General features: G+C 73.4%; 15 protein-coding genes. 10 read left to right on the top strand and 5 right to left on the bottom strand.

The window, feature by feature from the left end:
* The first annotated feature begins 166 nt into the window (after window positions 1–166).
* From AB0N17_RS25140 to AB0N17_RS25125, 4 genes are all read left to right on the top strand, one after another.
* On the top strand, window positions 167–2056 hold the full coding sequence (locus tag AB0N17_RS25140; protein ID WP_366013714.1) for an ATP-binding cassette domain-containing protein: 1890 nt from the start codon (window positions 167–169) through the stop codon (window positions 2054–2056).
* A gap of 128 nt (window positions 2057–2184) precedes the next feature.
* Window positions 2185–3171, top strand: coding sequence for an aldo/keto reductase (locus AB0N17_RS25135; RefSeq protein ID WP_366013713.1), 987 nt, complete (start codon window positions 2185–2187; stop codon window positions 3169–3171).
* A gap of 137 nt (window positions 3172–3308) precedes the next feature.
* Window positions 3309–3959, top strand: coding sequence for a PAS domain-containing protein (locus tag AB0N17_RS25130; RefSeq protein WP_366013712.1), 651 nt, complete (start codon window positions 3309–3311; stop codon window positions 3957–3959).
* Between the two features lie 38 nt (window positions 3960–3997).
* Window positions 3998–4966, top strand: coding sequence for a threo-3-hydroxy-L-aspartate ammonia-lyase (locus tag AB0N17_RS25125; protein ID WP_366013711.1), 969 nt, complete (start codon window positions 3998–4000; stop codon window positions 4964–4966).
* A 252-nt stretch (window positions 4967–5218) separates the two neighbouring features.
* Here AB0N17_RS25125 and AB0N17_RS25120 read toward each other — a convergent pair whose 3' ends face one another.
* Window positions 5219–6004, bottom strand: coding sequence for an SDR family NAD(P)-dependent oxidoreductase (locus AB0N17_RS25120; RefSeq protein ID WP_366013710.1), 786 nt, complete (start codon window positions 6002–6004; stop codon window positions 5219–5221).
* A gap of 160 nt (window positions 6005–6164) precedes the next feature.
* Between AB0N17_RS25120 and AB0N17_RS25115 the strand changes: the two genes are divergently transcribed.
* The gene (locus AB0N17_RS25115) at window positions 6165–6815 is read left to right on the top strand and encodes a TetR family transcriptional regulator (RefSeq protein WP_366013709.1); all 651 of its coding nucleotides are present in this window, start codon (window positions 6165–6167) and stop codon (window positions 6813–6815) included.
* Window positions 6816–6911: 96 nt separating this feature from the next.
* On the opposite strand, the gene AB0N17_RS25110 is transcribed toward AB0N17_RS25115, so the two are convergent.
* Together AB0N17_RS25110 and AB0N17_RS25105 are read right to left on the bottom strand one after the other, a co-directional pair.
* Complete coding sequence (locus AB0N17_RS25110) at window positions 6912–8483, bottom strand: glycerol-3-phosphate dehydrogenase/oxidase (RefSeq protein ID WP_366013708.1); 1572 nt, start codon at window positions 8481–8483, stop codon at window positions 6912–6914.
* Window positions 8480–9097, bottom strand: coding sequence for a helix-turn-helix domain-containing protein (locus AB0N17_RS25105; RefSeq protein WP_366013707.1), 618 nt, complete (start codon window positions 9095–9097; stop codon window positions 8480–8482). The genes AB0N17_RS25110 and AB0N17_RS25105 overlap by 4 nt, the downstream gene beginning before the upstream one ends.
* Before the next feature lie 114 nt (window positions 9098–9211).
* On the opposite strand from AB0N17_RS25105, the gene AB0N17_RS25100 reads away from it, so the two are divergent.
* From AB0N17_RS25100 to AB0N17_RS25090, 3 genes are all read left to right on the top strand, one after another.
* Complete coding sequence (locus AB0N17_RS25100) at window positions 9212–10804, top strand: FAD-binding oxidoreductase (RefSeq protein ID WP_366013706.1); 1593 nt, start codon at window positions 9212–9214, stop codon at window positions 10802–10804.
* Window positions 10805–10891: 87 nt separating this feature from the next.
* The gene (locus AB0N17_RS25095) at window positions 10892–11773 is read left to right on the top strand and encodes a YegS/Rv2252/BmrU family lipid kinase (RefSeq protein ID WP_366013705.1); all 882 of its coding nucleotides are present in this window, start codon (window positions 10892–10894) and stop codon (window positions 11771–11773) included.
* 94 nt (window positions 11774–11867) lie between these two features.
* The gene (locus tag AB0N17_RS25090; protein ID WP_366013704.1) at window positions 11868–12245 is read left to right on the top strand and encodes an NUDIX domain-containing protein; all 378 of its coding nucleotides are present in this window, start codon (window positions 11868–11870) and stop codon (window positions 12243–12245) included.
* A 4-nt stretch (window positions 12246–12249) separates the two neighbouring features.
* Here AB0N17_RS25090 and AB0N17_RS25085 read toward each other — a convergent pair whose 3' ends face one another.
* Entirely contained in the window at window positions 12250–12618 is a 369-nt protein-coding gene (locus tag AB0N17_RS25085; protein WP_366013703.1) for a thioesterase, read from the bottom strand.
* Window positions 12619–12756: 138 nt separating this feature from the next.
* On the opposite strand from AB0N17_RS25085, the gene AB0N17_RS25080 reads away from it, so the two are divergent.
* Together AB0N17_RS25080 and AB0N17_RS25075 are read left to right on the top strand one after the other, a co-directional pair.
* Window positions 12757–15270, top strand: a complete 2514-nt coding sequence (locus AB0N17_RS25080; RefSeq protein ID WP_366013702.1) for an ATP-dependent Clp protease ATP-binding subunit — start codon at window positions 12757–12759, stop codon at window positions 15268–15270.
* 246 nt (window positions 15271–15516) lie between these two features.
* Window positions 15517–16584: a YihY/virulence factor BrkB family protein gene (locus tag AB0N17_RS25075; RefSeq protein ID WP_366013701.1), complete on the top strand. Its 1068-nt coding sequence runs from the start codon at window positions 15517–15519 to the stop codon at window positions 16582–16584.
* 236 nt (window positions 16585–16820) lie between these two features.
* On the opposite strand, the gene AB0N17_RS25070 is transcribed toward AB0N17_RS25075, so the two are convergent.
* A complete protein-coding gene (locus tag AB0N17_RS25070; protein ID WP_366013700.1) occupies window positions 16821–17690 on the bottom strand; it encodes an MBL fold metallo-hydrolase in 870 nt (289 codons plus the stop codon).
* Window positions 17691–17916 lie beyond the last annotated feature (226 nt).

Below are 17916 nucleotides of genomic sequence, written 5' to 3'. Positions count from 1 at the left end.
GACCGCCCCGGAGACCCTGTGCCCGTGCGACCGCCCGTTCGACGGCCCCGTGAACACGGGGCCGTTCTTCGTCCGGAAGCGAGCGCGTTCGATTCGCTCACCTCCTCGTTGAGCCGGGCACCACCGGACCACCCAGGTGCGGTGCCGAACCGCAGGAGGGACGCAGGTGACCGTGACCGACGCCTCGACAGAAGACCCCCCTACGCCGCCCCCGCCTCCGCCGGCCACGATCAGCTACGAGGGCAAGCACGGCAAGAACCCGCTGGAGGAAGCCAGTTTCCGCAGGATGTGCGGACGCCTGCCGTCCGTGCTGGGGCAGACCACGCGCATGGCCTGGGCCGTGGACCGCAGGGCGGTCGTCCTGCTCTTCGGCTGCCAGCTGCTCACGGGCGCGGCGGCGGCCGTCCTCCTCGGCTTCACCGCCCGTGCCATGACCCACCTCCTCGGTACCGGGACGGTCTCCGCGCGCCTGCACGCGGCCCTGCCCGCCCTCGCCGTCGTGACCGTGGCGGCGGCCGTCGGCCGCGTCGGCAGCGCCCTGGCCTCCTACGCCGACGGGCGGATCACCCCCCGGCTGCTGACCGAGGCCGACGTGGCGCTCGTCTCCGCCGTCTGCCGGGTGGAGGCCGCCGCCCACGGCGAGGACGGCTTCGCCGACCGGCAGGAGGCCGCCGAGGTCGGTGTCACGCGCACCACGACGATGGTCAAGGACGCGCAGCGGTTCCTGACCGCCCTCCTCCGCATGATCGCCGCCGGCGGGGTCATCACCGCCCTGCACTGGCTGATGCTCCCGCTGCTGCTGCTCGCGGTCCTGCCCGCCGGACTGGGCGCCGTCCTGTCGGCCCGCGTCGACTACGAGACGCACTACGCCAACGTCGGCGACCGCAACGTCCGCGGCATGATGCGCTGGTGGGCCGCCTACTCGCGGCACGGCGACGAGGTCCGCGCCAACGGGATGACCGACTACCTCATCCACTGGTACCGCACCCTGTCCGAGCGGATCGACCGGCGTACCCTGACCGCCGCGCCCCGCATGCTCCGCATCGTCCTCGCGACCTCGGCGCTCGGCGGCCTGTTCCTGCTGGTCACCTGGACCGCGCTCGCCTGGCTCGCCATGACCGGGCGTATCGCCCTGCCGGTCGCCGCCACCGCCGTCGTCGCCGTGCAGACCACGCTCGCCGCGCTGACGCAGTTCGTGCAGAACGGCGCCGCGCTGTTCCACACCTCCCTGTACCTCGCCGACATGCGGTCCTTCCTCGACCTGGCCGCCGAACGGGCCCCGAAGCGAGGGGAGTCGACCGTCCCAGAAGAGGTGGACGAGATCCGGCTCGACGAGGTCGTCTACCAGTACCCCGGCAAGGACGAGCCGGCCGTCGGCGGTGTCTCCCTCACCCTGCGCCGCGGTGAGATCGTCGCGATCGTGGGCGAGAACGGCTCGGGCAAGTCCACCCTGGCCAAGCTCATCACCGGCATCCTCCTCGCGGACAAGGGCCGCGTCCTGTGGGACGGCGTCGATCTGGCACGGGCCCGGCCCGACTCGGTGTGGCGCCGCACCGCCCTCGTCCCGCAGAACTTCGCCTGCTGGCCCCTGCGCGTCAGGGAGAACATCACCCTCGGCCAGCCCCGGACCTACGACGACGAGCCCGTGTGGGAGGCCGTCGACGCCGTCGGCATGCGCGAGGCGATCGAGAAGCTCCCCCGGAACCTCGACACCCTGCTCGCCCGCGAGATCTTCGGAGGCGCGGAGCTGTCCGGCGGCCAGTGGCAGCGCCTGGCCTGCGGACGCGCCCTGTACCGCCGTACCCCCCTGCTCATCCTGGACGAGCCGACCTCACAGATGGATCCGCGCGGGGAGCACCGGATCTTCCTGGAGATCAAGCGAGTCGCCGCCCGGCGCACGACCATCGTGGTCACGCACCAGCTGGAGAACACGCGCCTCGCGGACCGGGTCATCGTGATGCGCGGCGGCCGTGTCGTCGAACAGGGCTCGTACGACGACCTCGTGCACGCGGGCGGCCTCTTCGCCGAACTCGTCGCCCTCGCCAAGGACCGGTGAGGGGCCCGGGCGCCGAGCCGTCGGCGGCGCGGACCCGGTTACGATCATGATCAACGGCGGCCGGACCCGTCCCGGAACGGGACCGGCCGCCCAACGTGGCGCGACCGTGAGACGAGGGGAACCGGACCATGGAGTACGTCAAGCTCGGCACAAGCGGCCTCGAGGTGTCGCGTCTGTCCCTGGGCTGTATGAGTTACGGCGTCCCGGACCGGGGCCCGCACCCCTGGACCCTGGACGAGGAGGCCGCCCGCCCGCTGATCCGGCAGGCCGTGGAGGCGGGGATCACCTTCTTCGACACGGCCAACACCTACTCGGCCGGCACCAGTGAGGAGATCGTCGGCAGGGCGCTCGCGGAACTGACCCGGCGCGAGGAGACCGTGCTGGCCACGAAGGTGTTCTTCGACGTGGACGACGGCGCCGCCCGCGGTGACCGGCCCAACCGGTCGGGCCTGTCCCGCAAGGCCGTCATGACGGAGATCGACCACAGCCTGCGCCGCCTCGGCACCGACTACGTCGACCTCTACCAGATCCACCGCTTCGACCCGGACACCCCGGCCGAGGAGACGATGGAGGCCCTGCACGACGTGGTCAGGGCGGGCAAGGCCCGCTACATCGGGGCCAGTTCCATGTACGCCTGGCAGTTCGCCAAGCTGCAGCACACCGCCGAGCGGAACGGCTGGACGAAGTTCGTCAGCATGCAGAACCACTACAACCTCCTCTACCGCGAGGAGGAGCGGGAGATGCTGCCGCTCTGCGCCGACCAGGGCGTGGGCGTGATCCCGTGGAGCCCGCTGGCCCGCGGCCGGCTCACCCGCGACTGGGACGCCACCAGCGTCCGCGGCGAGACCGACGCCTTCGGCCGCACCCTCTACCAGCCCGACGACAAGCGCATCGTCGACACCGTGGCCGCCATCGCCGAGCGCCGGGGCGTGCCGCGCGCCCAGGTGGCCCTCGCCTGGGTCGCCTCCCGGCCGGGTGTCACCGCCCCCATCGTCGGCGCCACCAAGCCGCACCACATCCCGGACGCCCTCGCCGCCCTCGATCTCCGGCTCACCGACGAGGAGATCCAGCAGCTCGAGGAGCCCTACACCCCCCGGGGCATCAGCGGCCACTGAGACCGCCCGGGGTGCGGCCCGGACCGGTGCGTCTTCGCCGGTCCGGGCCGCACGCGTACGCGCGGGGACCTGGACAGATGCCCGCCCGTTCCTTAGCCTGGCGGTCCAGAGTTGGAAAATCAGTCCAAGGGGGCGCGGTGGGCGGCGGAGCGGCCGGAGCTTCGGCGGAGGCGGACGAGCACCTCGTCCAGGAGGCGGAGAAGATCGCCGTCGCGCTGGGACGCATGTTCCCGGGGCTGTGCGAGGTCGTGCTGCACGACCTGCGGGATCCGCAGCACGCCGTCCGAGCGATCGAGAACAACCTGTCCGGCCGTCAGGTGGGCGACTCCGCGACGGAACTGGGGCTCGCCCGGATCGCCGACCCCGCGTACCCGAGCGTCATCCAGAACTATCCCAACCGGTTCCCCGACGGCCGCCCCGCCAAGAGCACCTCCATCGGCATCAAGAACGCCGCCGGCGAGTACATCGCGGCCCTCTGCCTCAACCTCGACGTCTCCGTCCTGTCACCCGTCACCCTCGCCCTGGCGAACCTGGTGGCCACGGAGACCGAGCACCGCGACCAGCCGCTGGAGACCCTGCGGGACCGCAACGCGCGCGAACTGCGCCGGGCGGTGGAGGCGCTCTGCGCCGAACGGGCCGCCACACCGCGGTCGCTGAGCCGCGACGACAAGAAGACGCTGGTACGGCAGCTGTACCAGGACGGCTACTTCGACTCGCGCGACGCCGCCCAGACCATCGCCGACCTGCTCGGCGTCTCCCGGGCGACCGTCTACAACTACGCCAAGTGAAGGACCGAGACCCCGCGCAGGGCCGAGAGGACACCGCCATGGCCGCCGCTCCCACCGTGACGTTCGACGACGTCCGTGCCGCCGCCGCACGCCTCGCAGGCGTCGCCCACCACACCCCCGTCCTGACCTCCCGCACCCTGAACTCCCGCGTCGGCGCGCAGGTGTTCATCAAGTGCGAGAACTTCCAGCGGGTCGGCGCCTTCAAGATCCGCGGGGCCTACAACGCCGCGGCCCAGCTCGCCCCCGGACAACTCGCCAAGGGCATCGCCGCGTACTCCTCCGGCAACCACGCCCAGGCCACCGCGCTCGCCGCCCGGGAACTGGGCACCAGCGCCGTCATCCTGATGCCCGAGGACGCCCCTCGCTCCAAGCGGGAGGCCACCGCCGCGTACGGCGCCGAGATCGTCACCTACGACCGCTACACCGAGGACCGCACCGCCCTCGGTGAGGCCCTGGCCGAGGACCGCGGCCTGGCCCTCATCCCGCCGTACGACCACCCGCACGTCATCGCGGGACAGGGCACCGCCGCCCTCGAACTCCTCGAGGAGACCGGTCCGCTGGACGCGCTCGTGGTGCCCGTCGGGGGCGGCGGGCTCATCGCCGGCAGCGCGACCGCGGCCAAGGCGCTGCACCCGGGCATCCGGATCGTCGGGGTGGAGCCCGAGGCGGGCGACGACACCAAGCGCTCCCTGGAGAGCGGCACCCGCGTCACCCTGCCCGTGCCGCGCACGATCGCCGACGGACAGGCCCTGCCCACTCCCGGCGAGCTCACCTTCGCCCTCAACCAGCGCCTCGTCGACGCCATCGCCCTGGTCAGCGACGCGGAGATCGTCGACGCCATGCGCTTCGCCTTCGAGCGCCTGAAGATCGTGCTCGAACCCAGTGGCGCCACCGGCCTCGCCGCACTCCTGGCCGGCCGCGTCGACCGGCTCCCGCCCCGGGTCGGCATCATCGCCTCCGGCGGCAACATCGACAGCCGTAGGTTCACCGAACTCCTCGGCGGCTGAGGGCGGTTCGGCACCGGCCGGCCTGGCCGCCGCCCGGCCTCGGCCGTCCCCTGGGGTCGGGGCATGACGACTGCCCGAACGCGTCTGGGGCGAGCCGGTCGGCACCCTGTCCGGCGGCCAGAAGCGCCGCGCGGAGCCGGCGCGCATCCCGTTCGCCGACACCGGCGGCACGCTGCTGCTGGACGAGCCGACCAACCACCTCGACGCCGACTCGTGGTGGCCCTCGCCTGATCCCCGGGTCCGCCGCCGTGGTCAGAAGTGGGTGCCGCCGTCGATGCGGATCTCGGTGCCGGTGATGAACCTGCCGTCCTCGGAGCCGAGCATGGCGACCACGGACGCGACCGTCTCCGGCCCGGCGAACCCCTGGCCGATCGCCGGGGCCAGCTTGGCGAACAGGGACAGGTCGGCGTCGGCGGGCAGCCCCGGGCCGGCGCTCTGCCCGCTGGCACCGCTGCCGTCGGTCATGCCCGAGGAGATGGAGCCCGGCTGGACGGCGGTGAAGCGGATGCCGCGCCCCGCGTACTCGGCGGCGAGCGCGTGCGTCATGGACTGGATGCCGCCCTTGCTCGCCGCGTACGCCGCCATGTACGGGTGCGCGAACGCGGCCGAGGTGGAACTGAAGTTGACGACCGCGGCGCCGCGGCCCTCCAGCAGGGCCGGTATGGACTCGCGGATGACGAGGAAGGTGCCGACGAGGTTGACCTGGAGGATGCGGGTGAAGTCCTGAAGGCTCGTCTCGTGGGTGTGCGACGAGCGCAGGATCCCGGCCGAGTTGACCAGCACGTCCAGTCCGCCGAGCGTGGCGACCGCCGCGGCGACCCCCTGGCGTACGGAGGTCTCGTCGGCGATGTCGACGACGAGCGTGGTGAGCCGGTCCGCGTGGGCCCCGGCCCGGTCCACGGTGTCCTTCAGGCCCCGTTCGCTCACGTCGGCGGCCACCACGGTGCCGCCCTCGGCGAGGACGCGCAGCACGGTGGCCTGGCCGATGCCGGAGCCGCCCCCGGTGATCAGGACGCGGCGGCCTTCGTAGCGGTTCATGTCTTCTCCTGCCCGGCCCTGCCACTGCTCGGCGGGCCCATCCGGCGCCGGTTCTCCTGCCTGCCCGGCACCCTCGAAGCGCCACGGTACGCCTAAGTGGCACGTTTTGCCATCACGTCATGATGTGCCGGTGTACGTCGCCGGGCCGTACGCTTCTGGGGTGAGCACCAAGCCGCCTACCTCCCTGACCGAGCGCCGCAAGGCGGCGACCCAGCTGGAGATCGCCCACGCCGCGGCGGAACTCTTCGCCACCCAGGGGCCGCACGGGACCACGGCCGAGGAGATCGCCCGGGACGCTGGCGTCGCGCTGCGGACCTTCTACCGCTACTTCCGTTCGAAGCAGGACGCGGTGAGCCCGCTGCTCGCCGACGGAGCCGACCGCTGGCGGGCCCTGCTGGACGCGGCGGAACCGGGCACCGACCTGGCCCGGGCGCTGGAAGCCGCGGTCCGGCAGTCGCTGGCGGCGCCGGACGGGGAGGCGGCGCAGGCGCTGCTGCGGACCCGGGGCCTGCTGCGGGCGGCCGCCGACGATCCCGCGCTGCGCGCGGTCTGGTACCGCGTGAACCAGGAGTCCGAGGAACGGCTCGTCCCGGTCGTCGCCCGGCTCGCGGACGGGCGCCTCGGGGTGCTGCAGGTGCGTCTGGTCGCGGCGGCGGCCACGGACGCGATCCGGATCGCGTTGGAGACCTGGGCGGACACGGAGGCCGCCGTCACGGGCGAAGGCTCCCCGGCCGAGCTCGCGATCGACTGTCTGCGTCAACTCGTCGGCGGCATGAGCCTGCTGGCGCCGGACGACGGGGAGCAGGGGTAGCGCCGAGGCCGCGGCTCCCCGCACGGGGCGCGGCGTTCTTCGTCCACCGCGGAGAGGTGCCGTGCGGCTCCGGCGCCGGGCGCCGGAGCCGCGGTCTCACGGACGTGCCGCCGTCGCCCGCGCCAGGATCTCCCGTGCCGCGGGCAGTGCCTCGGCGCGGTCCTGCGGGACCAGGCCGATACGGGTGCGGCGCTCCAGCAGGTCCGCCTCGTCGAGGGCGCCCTCGTGCCGCACCGCCCAGAGGAGTTCCGCCCGGGTGACCGGGTGGCCGGGCAGGACCGGGTCGGCGAGCGCCGGGTCCTCGGCCGCGAGCGCGTGGATCGCCGTGGCCTCGGTGCCGTAGCGGCGGACCAGGCGGCGCGGGGCGGACAGGGCGCTCAGCCGCCCGGGGGCGGCGGCGCCGACCAGGGGCAGTGCGGCGGTGGGGGAGGGGGCCGCGCGCAGGCCCCGGGCCGCGGCCGCGGCGTCCACGGCGTCCTCGGCCATCCGCCGGTAGGTGGTGAGCTTGCCGCCGACCACCGTGGTGACACCGTCGGGCGAGGTCAGCACCGCGTGCCGGCGGGAGATGTCGGAGGTGCGGTCCGGCGAGCCGCCCGCCGAGGCGTCGAGCAGCGGGCGCAGTCCGGCGAACGCGCCGACCACCTCGTCCCGGCCCACCGGTGCGTCCAGCACCGAGCCGAGCACGTCCAGCAGGAACCCGATGTCGGTCTCGGGCACCTCCGGCACGTCCGGTATCCCGCCCTCGACCGGCTCGTCGGTGAGGCCGACGTAGACCCGGCCGTCACCCTGGGGCAGGACCAGGACGAAGCGGTTGGTCTCCCCGGGGATCGGGATGTGCAGGCCGGCCGGCAGGGTCCCGAGCCGCTCCGAGCGCAGCACCAGATGGGTGCCGCGGGACGGCCGGATCCGGATGCCCTCGGCGAGCTCGCCCGCCCACACGCCGGCCGCGTTGATCACGGCGCGCGCCCTGATCTCGCCCTCCTCGCCGGTGAGTTCGTCCCGGACCCGGGCGCCCGTGCCGGTCAGTTCCAGCACCCTGACCCGGGTCAGCACCCGGGCGCCGTGCGCGGCGGCCGTGCGGGCCAGCGCGGTCACCAGCCGGGCGTCGTCGCTCACCTTGCCGTCCCAGGACAGCAGCCCGCCCCGCAGCCCGTCCGCGCGCACCGCGGGCGCCAGGTGCCGCGCCTCCGTCGCCGTCAGCCGGCGCGGCGCGGGCAGCACCTGCCGCGGGGTCCGGGCGGCCAGCCGCAGCATGTCCCCGGCCCGGAACCCGGCCCAGGCCAGCGAGGCCTGGGCCCGGGAGACGAGCGGGCTCAGCGGCAGCACGAACGGCTGGGCGGCCACCAGGTGCGGGGCGGTGCGGGTCATCAGCACCCCGCGCTCGACCGCGCTCTCGTGCGCCACGTCGAACTGCGCGGAGGCCAGGTACCGCAGCCCGCCGTGGATGAGCTTCGAGCTCCAGCGGGAGGTGCCGAAGGCCAGGTCGTGGGCGTCCACCGCGACCACGTCCAGACCGCGGGCCGCCGCGTCGAGGGCGGCTCCGGCACCCGTGGCGCCGAGCCCGACGACCAGGACGTCGGCCACCCGGCCGTCCGCGGCCTCGGCCAGTTCCCGGCCGCGCCGGCGTGCGCTGAGGGACGAGCCCGGTACGGCCTCGGTGTCGCTCATGGCGTCAGGGTCCTCTCCAGGAGGGTGCGCAGCTCACCGAGGAAGGCGGCGGAGTCCAGCTCCGGATCGTCCTCGTCGGTCATCGTGCGCAGGGACAGGGTGAAGGACTGCACGGTCAACAGCAGTGCGCGGGCCTGCCGTTCGGTGTGCCCGGGCCGTACGGACCCGTCCGCGTGGCCCTCCCGCAGCGCGTCCGCCAGGAGCGCCAGCAGCGCCTCCTGGCTCGCTCCGCGCCGGTCGAGCACGTACGGCAGCAGCAGTTCCGGATCGACGTCGACGATCTTGTGGAAGAGCGGGTGCGCCCGGAAGGCCTCGACCCCGGCCACCATGCCGTCCACGATCCGGGTGCGCGTGGCGGTGCCGGGGGCCGGCTCGGGGATCGCCCGGGTGGCCACGTCGATCCACTCGCGGGTCATCAGATCGCCGACCAGGGTGCGCAGGTCGGGCCAGCGCCGGTACAGCGTCATCCGGGAGACGCCGGCGCGGCGGGCGACGTCGGCGAGGGTGGTGCGGCGCACACCGACGGCCAGCACGCAGTCGCGGGCCGCGTCGAGCACGGGATCGCTGTCCGAGCCGCTGGAACCGTCCGAACCGTTGTGACGAATAGGCGTCATGTGTCACAGTGTAACGCCCCGGGGCCGGGACGGAAGCGGCACACCGTCGCCCCGGGCATGGCCGCCGGGCCACCGCGCGAACCGAGCACACCGACCTGTGAGGACGAGCCTTCGATGGACATGCTGTGGAACGGCTGGGGCGACCCGGCCAAGGCGGCGCCGCTGCCCGACGCGGTGACCGGGCTGCTGCGCGACCTGCTCGGCGTCAAGCCGCGCAGCACACCCGCGCTCGCCCTCGACGACATCCGCCTGCCCGCCGCCACGGCCGACCCCGCCGCGCTGAAGGCCCTCGCCGAGGCCGTCGGCGGCGAGGAGAACGTCCGCACCGACAGCGAGAGCCGCGTCCGGCACACCCGCGGCAAGTCCACCCCCGACCTGCTGCGCATCCGCGCCGGTGACTTCTCGGACGTCCCGCAGGCCGTGGTCCTGCCCGCCTCCCACGACGACGTCCTCGCCGTCCTGCGGGTCTGCGCGGCCCACGCACTGGCGGTCGTCCCTTACGGCGGGGGCACGTCGGTCGTCGGCGGGCTCGCCCCCGAGCGCAGCGCCTTCGTCGCCCTGGACCTGCGCCGCATGAACCGCCTGCTCGACCTGGACCCCGTCTCGCGGATCGCCGTCCTCCAGCCCGGACTGCGCGCCCCCGAGGCCGAGGCGCTGCTCGCCGAACACGGCTTCACCCTCGGGCACTTCCCGCAGTCCTTCGAGTGGGCCACCATCGGCGGCTTCGCCGCGGCCCGCTCCAGCGGTCAGGCCTCCGCCGGCTACGGCCGCTTCGACGAGATGGTCCTCGGCCTGACCCTCGCCACCCCCGAGGGCACCGTCGAGACGGGCCGCGCACCCCGCTCCGCCGCCGGACCCGACCTGCGCCAGCTCATCCTCGGCTCGGAGGGCGCCTTCGGCGTCATCACCTCCGTCGCCGTACGGATCCGCCCGCTGCCGCAGGAACGGATCTACGAGGGCTGGCGGTTCGCCTCGTTCGAGGAGGGCGCGGCGGCCCTGCGGACCCTGGCCCAGGACGGTCCCCGTCCCACGGTGCTGCGCCTGTCGGACGAGACCGAGACGCTGATCGGACTCGCCCAGCCCGACGCCATCGGGGCGGACCTGGCGCAGAGCACCGCCGGATGCCTGGCGATCGCCGGGTACGAGGGCACCGCCGAGGACACCGCGCACCGCCGCGAGCGGGCCGCCGCCGTCCTCACGGCCTGCGGCGGAACCCTTGTCGGAGCCGAGCCCGGCGAACGCTGGGCGCACGGCCGCTACTCCGCGCCCTACCTGCGCGACGCCCTGCTCGACGTCGGCGCCTTCGCCGAAACCCTGGAGACCGCGGCGTTCTGGTCCCGCGTCCCCGACCTCTGCACGGCCGTCCGCACCGCGCTGACCGACACCCTCACCCGGGCCGGCACCCCGCCGCTGGTCATGTGCCACATCTCCCACGTGTACGAGAACGGCGCCTCGCTGTACTTCACGGTCGTCAGCGCCCAGGGCGAGGACCCGGTGGCCCACTGGGAGCCCGCCAAGCACGCGGCCAACGAAGCGGTCCTGGCCGCCGGCGGTACCATCTCCCACCACCACGGGGTCGGCACCGACCACCGCGACTGGTACGTCCGCGAGGCCGGCCCGCTCGGCATCTCGGCCCTGCGCGCCGTCAAGCGCAGCCTGGACCCCGACGGCCTGCTCAACCCGGGCGTCCTGCTGCCGGCCGACTGACGCACCGACCGCAACACCCACCGAACCACCGGCCGACCGGCCGGCCCGACCGATCCTCGCCGACCCCGCCTGCCCGGAGGCACACCGATGCGACAGTTCACCGCCGTCGTCAACCCGACCGCGGGCGGCTCCACCGCGGCGGCCACGCTGCTCCAGGTGGCGCGCCTGCTCCGGGAGGCCGGGGCCGGCCTGGAGACCGAGTACAGCCACAGCCTCGCCCACGCCCAGGACATCGCCCGCGCGGCCGGCGAGCGCGGCCGGATCGTCCTGGCCGTCGGCGGCGACGGCATCGCGGGCGGCATCGGCGGCGCGCTCAGCGGCACCGGAACCGTCCTGGGCCTCGTACCGGCCGGGCGCGGCAACGACTTCGCCCGCGCCCTGCACCTGCCCGCCGACCCCGCCGCCCTCGCCGAGGTACTGCTGCACGCCGAGCCCCGGTCCGTCGACACCGTCGAGGTGGAGTCGGCGGTCCACCCGCGCACCGTGGTCCTGGGCAGCGTGTACGCCGGGGTCGACGCCCTCGCCAACCGGCACGCCAACCAGGCCCGTCTGCTGCGCGGCGCCGCCTCCTACTACGCGGGCGGCCTGCGCGCCGTGACCACGTGGCGGGCGGCCGACTACCGGGTCACGGTCGACGGCGAGGAGCACACGCACCGCGGCTACACCGTCGTCGCGGCCAACTCCCCGTACTACGGCTCCGGCCGGCTCATCGCCCCGGCCGCCCGGGTCGACGACGGCCTGCTGGACGTCGTGATGATCCGCGAGGCACCCCGCCGGCTGTTCTTCGCCCTCATGAACGAACTGAAGACCGGCGCGCACGTCCGCCGTCCGGAAGTCCGCGTCCTGCGGGGCCGGGAGCTGCGCATCGAGGCGACCCGGCCGGTGCCCTACGGCGCCGACGGCGAGGTCGAGGCCACCCTGCCGGTGACCGTTCGGGTCCGCCCCGGGGACCTGTCGGTGCTGTACTGAGGCGGGCGCGCCGGGCTCGCGAGGTGCAGCACCGCCCGGCCCTGGGTAAGGGACGAGAGCCCGGCTGAGCGTGCCGGGGGAGGGGTGGTCGGACATGCCGCTGGAGCCTGCCGAGGGCGTGGTGCAGGCGGTCGTCCTGTACGACGGACGGCTGCTGCTGGTGGAGCAGGACGGCGGCTGGAGACTGCCGTCGGGCACCCCGCAGCCGGCCGAGACCGGGGAGGCCACGGCGGCTCGCGTCGTCTACGAACTCACCGGATACCTCGTCGACGGCACCGAGACACTCGGGCGGCGGGGCGCGGCCCCGGAGAGCGGGGCGTCGGCGGTGGTGTGCCAGCTCCTCAGCGAGTCCCCGTCCGACGGCGGTCGTTTCACCCCGGACCAGCTGCGCTGGGCGACACTGGCGGAGGCCGGTGACGTGGCACTGCCGGAAGCGGTCCTCGCCTATCTGCGGGGCCACACGCCCGTGTGAGACGTCAGCCCTCCGCCGGGCCGGGCGTCTCCTTCAGGAACCGCTCCCGGTCGACGACCACCCGGTCGATCTCGCCCGTCGCGACCAGCCGGCCCGCGCCGTCGACCGCCCGCACCGGAAAGGTGAGCCGCCGGCCCGCGACGGTGGAGGGGGGCCCGGCGGTCACGTCCACCCGGCCGCCCACCCGGGTGGCCCGCAGGTGCTGGACGCGGATGCCGGTCCCGACGGAGGTCAGGCCCGGTCCGGTGAAGGGGGCCGCGGCCCGTGCGGTCGCCGCTTCCAGCCAGGCGATCAGCCGCGGGGTGGCGAGAACGGGCACATCACCACTGCCCACCCGCTCCGCGGTGTCGGCTTCGGTCACCTCGTGGCGCATGACCCCACCCTACAGTTGAGCGTGTACCTGCCGATCGGGCCGATCAGGCGCGTCCGGCTCGTGCCCCGCGTGCTCCGTTTGCGGGGCGGTGGACGCCGGGGTTCAGTGATTACTGACCCCTCGCGCCCAGGAGCTGTCATGTCGATGTCGTGCGGTGCCCCGTTCGGTTCGTCGGATCCGTTCAGTGAGCTGTTCAACCGGTTCTTCGGGATGTCACCGGCGTCGTCGCCGCCCGCCGTGCAGCGCGTGCCCATCGGGCGACTGCTGACCGAATCGTCGACGCAGCTGCTGGCCCTTGCCGCGCAGCGGGCCGTCGAGGACGGCACCACCGACCTGGACACCGAGCACCTGCTCTGGGCGGCCACCAAGGTGGAGCCCTCACGCAGGCTGCTGCTGCAGGTGGGCGTGGATCCCGACTCGCTCGCGGCCGAGATCGCCAAGGTCCTGCCGCGCGAGTCCCGCGAGCCCTCCGCACAACCGGGCCTCACCCCCGCGGCCAAGCGCACGCTCGGCGCCGCCTACGCGCAGTCGCAGGCGGCCGGTGTCTCCTACATCGGTCCCGAGCACATCCTCGGCGCGCTGCTGGCCGACAGCGAGAGCGGTGCCGTGCGGCTGCTGCGGGCCGAGGGGATGGACACCGAGAAGCTGGCGGGCGTGGCGGAACAGGCCGCGCGCAGCGAGGCACCGTCCGCCGAGCGGAAGAAGCCGTCGACCACGCTGGACGAGTTCGGCCGGGACCTGACGGAAGAGGCGAAGGCCGGCAGGCTCGACCCGGTGGTGGGACGGGGCGAGGAGATCGAGCAGACCGTCGAGATCCTCTCCCGGCGGTCCAAGAACAACCCCGTGCTCATCGGCGAACCCGGCGTCGGCAAGACCGCGATCGTGGAGGGCCTGGCGCAGCGCATCGTGGCCGGTGAGGTCCCGCACACGCTGAAGGACAAGCGGGTCGTGGCCCTCGACCTGTCGGGCATGGTGGCGGGCGCCCAGTACCGGGGCCAGTTCGAGGAGCGGCTGAAGAAGGTCATCGAGGACGTCCAGGCGGCCGGCGGCGACATCATCCTGTTCATCGACGAGATGCACACGGTGGTGGGCGCCGGTGCGACGGGCGAGGGCTCGATGGACGCGGGCAACATGCTCAAGCCCGCCCTGGCCCGCGGGGAACTCCACGTGGTCGGCGCCACGACCATCGACGAGTACCGCAAGTACGTGGAGAAGGACGCCGCCCTGGAGCGCCGGTTCCAGCCGGTGCTGGTGCCGGAGCCCACCGTCGAGGAGACCGTGCAGATCCTGGAGGGGCTGCGCGACGCCTACGAGGCACACCACCAGGTCCGCTTCGACGACGCCGCGCTCGTCGCCGCCGCGGAGATGTCCGACCGCTACATCACCGACCGGTTCCTGCCCGACAAGGCCATCGACGTGATGGACCAGGCCGGCGCCCGGGTACGGCTGCGCAGCGCCGGCCGTTCCACCGAGGTCGTCAGCCGTGAGGACCGTATCGCCAAGCTGCGCCGGGAGCTCGAACAGGCCGTGTCCGCCGAGGACTTCGAGAAGGCCTCGGAGCTGAAGCGGCAGATCGCCGAGGAGGAGGGCGAACTCGCCGGGATCGAGGAGCGCCGGGAGGGCGTCGTCTCGGTCACGGACGCCGACATCGCGGACGTCGTCTCCCGGCGGACCGGGATCCCGGTCTCCCAGCTCACCGCGAGCGAGAAGGAGAAGCTCCTCCGGCTCGAGGAGGAGATGCACGCGAGGATCGTCGGCCAGGACGAGGCGGTGACCGCGGTCTCGCAGGCCGTACGCCGCAACCGGGCGGGGATGGGGGACCCGAACCGGCCCGTCGGGTCGTTCCTCTTCCTCGGCCCCACCGGCGTCGGCAAGACCGAACTCGCCAAGACCCTCGCCGCCCTGCTGTTCGGCGAAGAGGACCGCATGATCCGCTTCGACATGAGCGAGTTCCAGGAGAAGCACACCGTCGCCCGGCTGGTCGGCGCCCCTCCCGGATACGTCGGCTACGAGGAGGCGGGCCAGCTGACCGAGAAGGTGCGCCGGCAGCCGTACAGCGTGGTGCTGTTCGACGAGGTGGAGAAGGCGCACCCCGACGTCTTCAACACGCTGCTGCAGATCCTCGACGACGGGCGGCTGACCGACGCCCAGGGCCGCACCGTCGACTTCCGGCACTGCGTCGTCATCATGACGTCCAACATCGGCGCCCACCGCATCCTCGACCACCAGGGTGACGTGTCGGAGCTGAAGGACGAGTTGATGGACGACCTGCGGGGCCGGTTCCTGCCGGAGTTCCTCAACCGCATCGACGACATCATCATCTTCCACGCACTGACCGAGGACGACCTCGGGCAGATCGTGGACCACCTGCTCGACCGGAGCAAGCGCCGGGTGCACGCCCAGGGCCTGCACCTCGAGGTCACCGAGGCCGCGAAGAAGCTGCTCATCGCGCACGGCCACCAGCCGGAGTTCGGTGCCCGTCCGCTGCGCCGCACGATCCAGGCGGAACTCGACAACCGCATCGCCACCCTCCTGCTCGGCGGCGAGGCCGAGCCCGGCGACACGATCGTCGCCGACGTGGAGCACGACTCGCTGCACTGCTCGGTACGCAAGGGTGCTCCGGACACCGGCGAGGCCGTCGTATCACCCTGAAACCGGGCAGACATGCTCATTCAGTTCATGGTGGATATCGTGACCCTGACAAGGAGGTGCCATGTCCTCGAAGCGACGCCGGAAGAAGAAGTCCCGCCGCAAGCACGCCGCGAACCACGGGCGTCGGCCGCAGTGCTGATGCCGAAGGGGGCCCGGGAGGGCCCCCTTCGACGTCGCCGGCGGCCGTGACCGGGGTTCCGGCGGGCGCACGGGGCTTGAGGCGGCGCGGCAGGGTACCCGGTGGGCATGGCGAAGCTGCATCTTCCAGGGCGAGACCACCACCGACAGGGCAGCGACGAGGCCCCGGCACCGCCGGCACCCGCGCCGGACGAGGTCGGGCCCGACGAGCAGGTCGAGCGGGCGGCGCCCGACACCCCCGCGAAGCTGCCCAAGCGGGCATGGGGCGCGGTGCTCAAGGGCTCCCTGCGCGAGTTCCGGGACGACGAGCTGACCGACCGGGCCGCGGCGCTCACCTACTACGGGGTGCTGGCCCTGTTCCCGGCCCTGCTGGTGCTGGTCTCCCTGCTGGCGATCGGCGGCAAGTCGGTGACCGACAGGGTGCTGGCCGACCTCAGGAACCTCGCGCCCGGCCCCGCGCGGGACATCATCACCCGGGCCGTCGAGCAGCTGCAGAACGGCGCCGGCACCGGCTCGGTCGTGGCCGTGCTCGGCCTCCTGCTCGCAGTGTGGTCGGCGTCCGGCTACGTGGCCGCCTTCATCCGCGCCGCCAACGCCGTCTACGACATGCCGGAGGGCCGTCCGGTCTGGAAGATCCTGCCGGTGCGGGTCGGCGTGACGGTCGTACTGATGGTGCTCGCCGTGGCCAGCGCCCTGATCGTCGTCTTCACCGGCGGCTTCGCCCGCCGTGCCGGGCAGGCGCTGGGCATGGGCGACACGGCCCTGACGGTGTGGTCGATCGCGAAGTGGCCCGTCCTGGTCCTGCTGGTCACCGTGATGATCGCGATCCTGTACTGGGCGACGCCGAACGCCAAGGTGAAGGGCTTCAGGTGGATCACCCCCGGCAGCGTCGTCGCCCTGCTGATCTGGATGGCCGCCTCCGCCGCGTTCGCGGTGTACGTCGCGAACTTCGCCTCCTACAACAAGACCTACGGCGCCATGGCCGGCGTCATCGTCTTCCTGGTCTGGCTGTGGATCAGCAACCTGGCGATCCTGCTGGGCCTGGAGTTCGACGCGGAGACCGTACGGCAGCGGGCCATCGCCGGCGGTCTTCCCGCCACGGCCGAGCCCTACACCCGGCCGCGTGACACCACGAAGTGGGACGAGGAGGACCTGCGGCGCCTGGACGACAGGTGACGACGCCGAGGACCGCCCGCCGGCACTGCAGCCCGCTCGTCCGCCCGCTCGTCAGGCCGGGCGGCCCTGGCGGGGCTCGATCAGCCCGGTCTCGTAGGCGCGGTCCGAGTTCGCACGGCGGCGCATCGCTGCGCCGCCGCACCCTGGGCCAGGGGTGAGCGCCGGGCTGCGCCGGCGCTCGGGCCCGGCGCTCGCGCGGTGCGCTCAGGCGGCGGAGGGGCACGTTCGACTCGGGGTCACCAGCGGACGGCGGTGAAGTCGATGGGCCGCGGCCGGAGCAGGCGCGTGCGTTCCGTGAGGGCCCGCAGCCGCCGGGACATCTCCTCGGCGGCCAGGCGTTTGCGGTCGCCGTGTCCCGGCAGGACCCACTCGAAGCGCAGCCGCCCGGCCGTCCGGGCCAGGGAGGCGGCCAGTTCCTCGATGGAGTACCAGGTCACGCTCTCCGCGACCTCCAGATCGGAGGTGGTCCGGGACCAGTAGAAGCTGTCGCCGCTGAAGCAGTACCGGTCGTCCGCGAGGTAGAGCACGCTGCCCCGGGTGTGGCCGGGCAGGGGATGGGCGGTGACCCCCTCGCCGATCTCCGTGGCATCGCCCCCTCGGATCACCCGGTCCGCGTCCGGCGCCGCGTCGAGGTCGCCCTCGTGGATCCACAGGCGGGCGCCGAAGTGGTCGGCGTAGCGGCGGCCGTGGGCGGCGTGGTCGCGATGGGTGAGGAGCACATCGGTGACGGGGCCCCGGGCCGTGTACCGCGTGGCGAGCGCCGGGCTCCAGCGCGGTGTGTCGATCATCATCGCCGTACCGGACGGCCTGAGCAGCAGGTAGGAGTTGGCCCCCGCGGTGTGCCGGGAGTTGTGGCCGCAGACCAGCACGCCGTCGTCCAGGGCCATCGGGAAGGGGTCCAGTCCCGGGTCCGGCTGCCCGGACACCGGACGGATCGAGCGCGTGGGGCAGGCGAACACGGCGGCGTGTAAGCGGCGGTTCTCCGCCTCGTCGCCCGGCGCTCGCAGGATCCGGGACTTTCCTTGCGACTCGCCGATCAGCCCGGGTGCGAACTGTCGGGCGACGTCGCAGTTGGTGCACCGGTCGTCGACGTACCAGTCGGCCATGGCAGCGCTCCTTCGCGTGAAGGCGCCCCGGCAGGGGTGCCGATTCTCCAGGGATATCCCATGCGCGGCCGAAGTCGTAGGCCATGTCGATCTGGTCTTTCGCGCCCGGCGCTGCTCGCACGGGGCGACAGCCGACGAGTGTCACTCTGAGTGACGGTAAGGCATGAGATCCATAACGATCTCGGCCAGGCCCTTGTTTGCGGAGTGATCCGTTCTAGCCTCCGGC

The sequence above is a fragment of the Streptomyces sp. NPDC051133 genome, from assembly GCF_040682635.1.
Classification (GTDB): domain Bacteria; phylum Actinomycetota; class Actinomycetes; order Streptomycetales; family Streptomycetaceae; genus Streptomyces.
Note: the sequence above shows the minus strand (reverse complement) of the source record. Positions and strands in the feature narration are given on the sequence as shown.

What these genes read in the sequence shown, in the direction of transcription:
- AB0N17_RS25135 (WP_366013713.1), top strand. Translation starts at nt 2,185, where the DNA reads ATGGAGTACGTCAAGCTCGGCACAAGCGGCCTCGAGGTGTCGCGTCTG.
- AB0N17_RS25125 (WP_366013711.1), top strand. Translation starts at nt 3,998, where the DNA reads ATGGCCGCCGCTCCCACCGTGACGTTCGACGACGTCCGTGCCGCCGCC.
- AB0N17_RS25120 (WP_366013710.1), bottom strand. Translation starts at nt 6,004, where the DNA reads ATGAACCGCTACGAAGGCCGCCGCGTCCTGATCACCGGGGGCGGCTCC.
- AB0N17_RS25110 (WP_366013708.1), bottom strand. Translation starts at nt 8,483, where the DNA reads ATGAGCGACACCGAGGCCGTACCGGGCTCGTCCCTCAGCGCACGCCGG.
- AB0N17_RS25105 (WP_366013707.1), bottom strand. Translation starts at nt 9,097, where the DNA reads ATGACGCCTATTCGTCACAACGGTTCGGACGGTTCCAGCGGCTCGGAC.
- AB0N17_RS25100 (WP_366013706.1), top strand. Translation starts at nt 9,212, where the DNA reads ATGGACATGCTGTGGAACGGCTGGGGCGACCCGGCCAAGGCGGCGCCG.
- AB0N17_RS25095 (WP_366013705.1), top strand. Translation starts at nt 10,892, where the DNA reads ATGCGACAGTTCACCGCCGTCGTCAACCCGACCGCGGGCGGCTCCACC.
- AB0N17_RS25090 (WP_366013704.1), top strand. Translation starts at nt 11,868, where the DNA reads ATGCCGCTGGAGCCTGCCGAGGGCGTGGTGCAGGCGGTCGTCCTGTAC.
- AB0N17_RS25085 (WP_366013703.1), bottom strand. Translation starts at nt 12,618, where the DNA reads ATGCGCCACGAGGTGACCGAAGCCGACACCGCGGAGCGGGTGGGCAGT.
- AB0N17_RS25080 (WP_366013702.1), top strand. Translation starts at nt 12,757, where the DNA reads ATGTCGATGTCGTGCGGTGCCCCGTTCGGTTCGTCGGATCCGTTCAGT.
- AB0N17_RS25075 (WP_366013701.1), top strand. Translation starts at nt 15,517, where the DNA reads ATGGCGAAGCTGCATCTTCCAGGGCGAGACCACCACCGACAGGGCAGC.
- AB0N17_RS25070 (WP_366013700.1), bottom strand. Translation starts at nt 17,690, where the DNA reads ATGGCCGACTGGTACGTCGACGACCGGTGCACCAACTGCGACGTCGCC.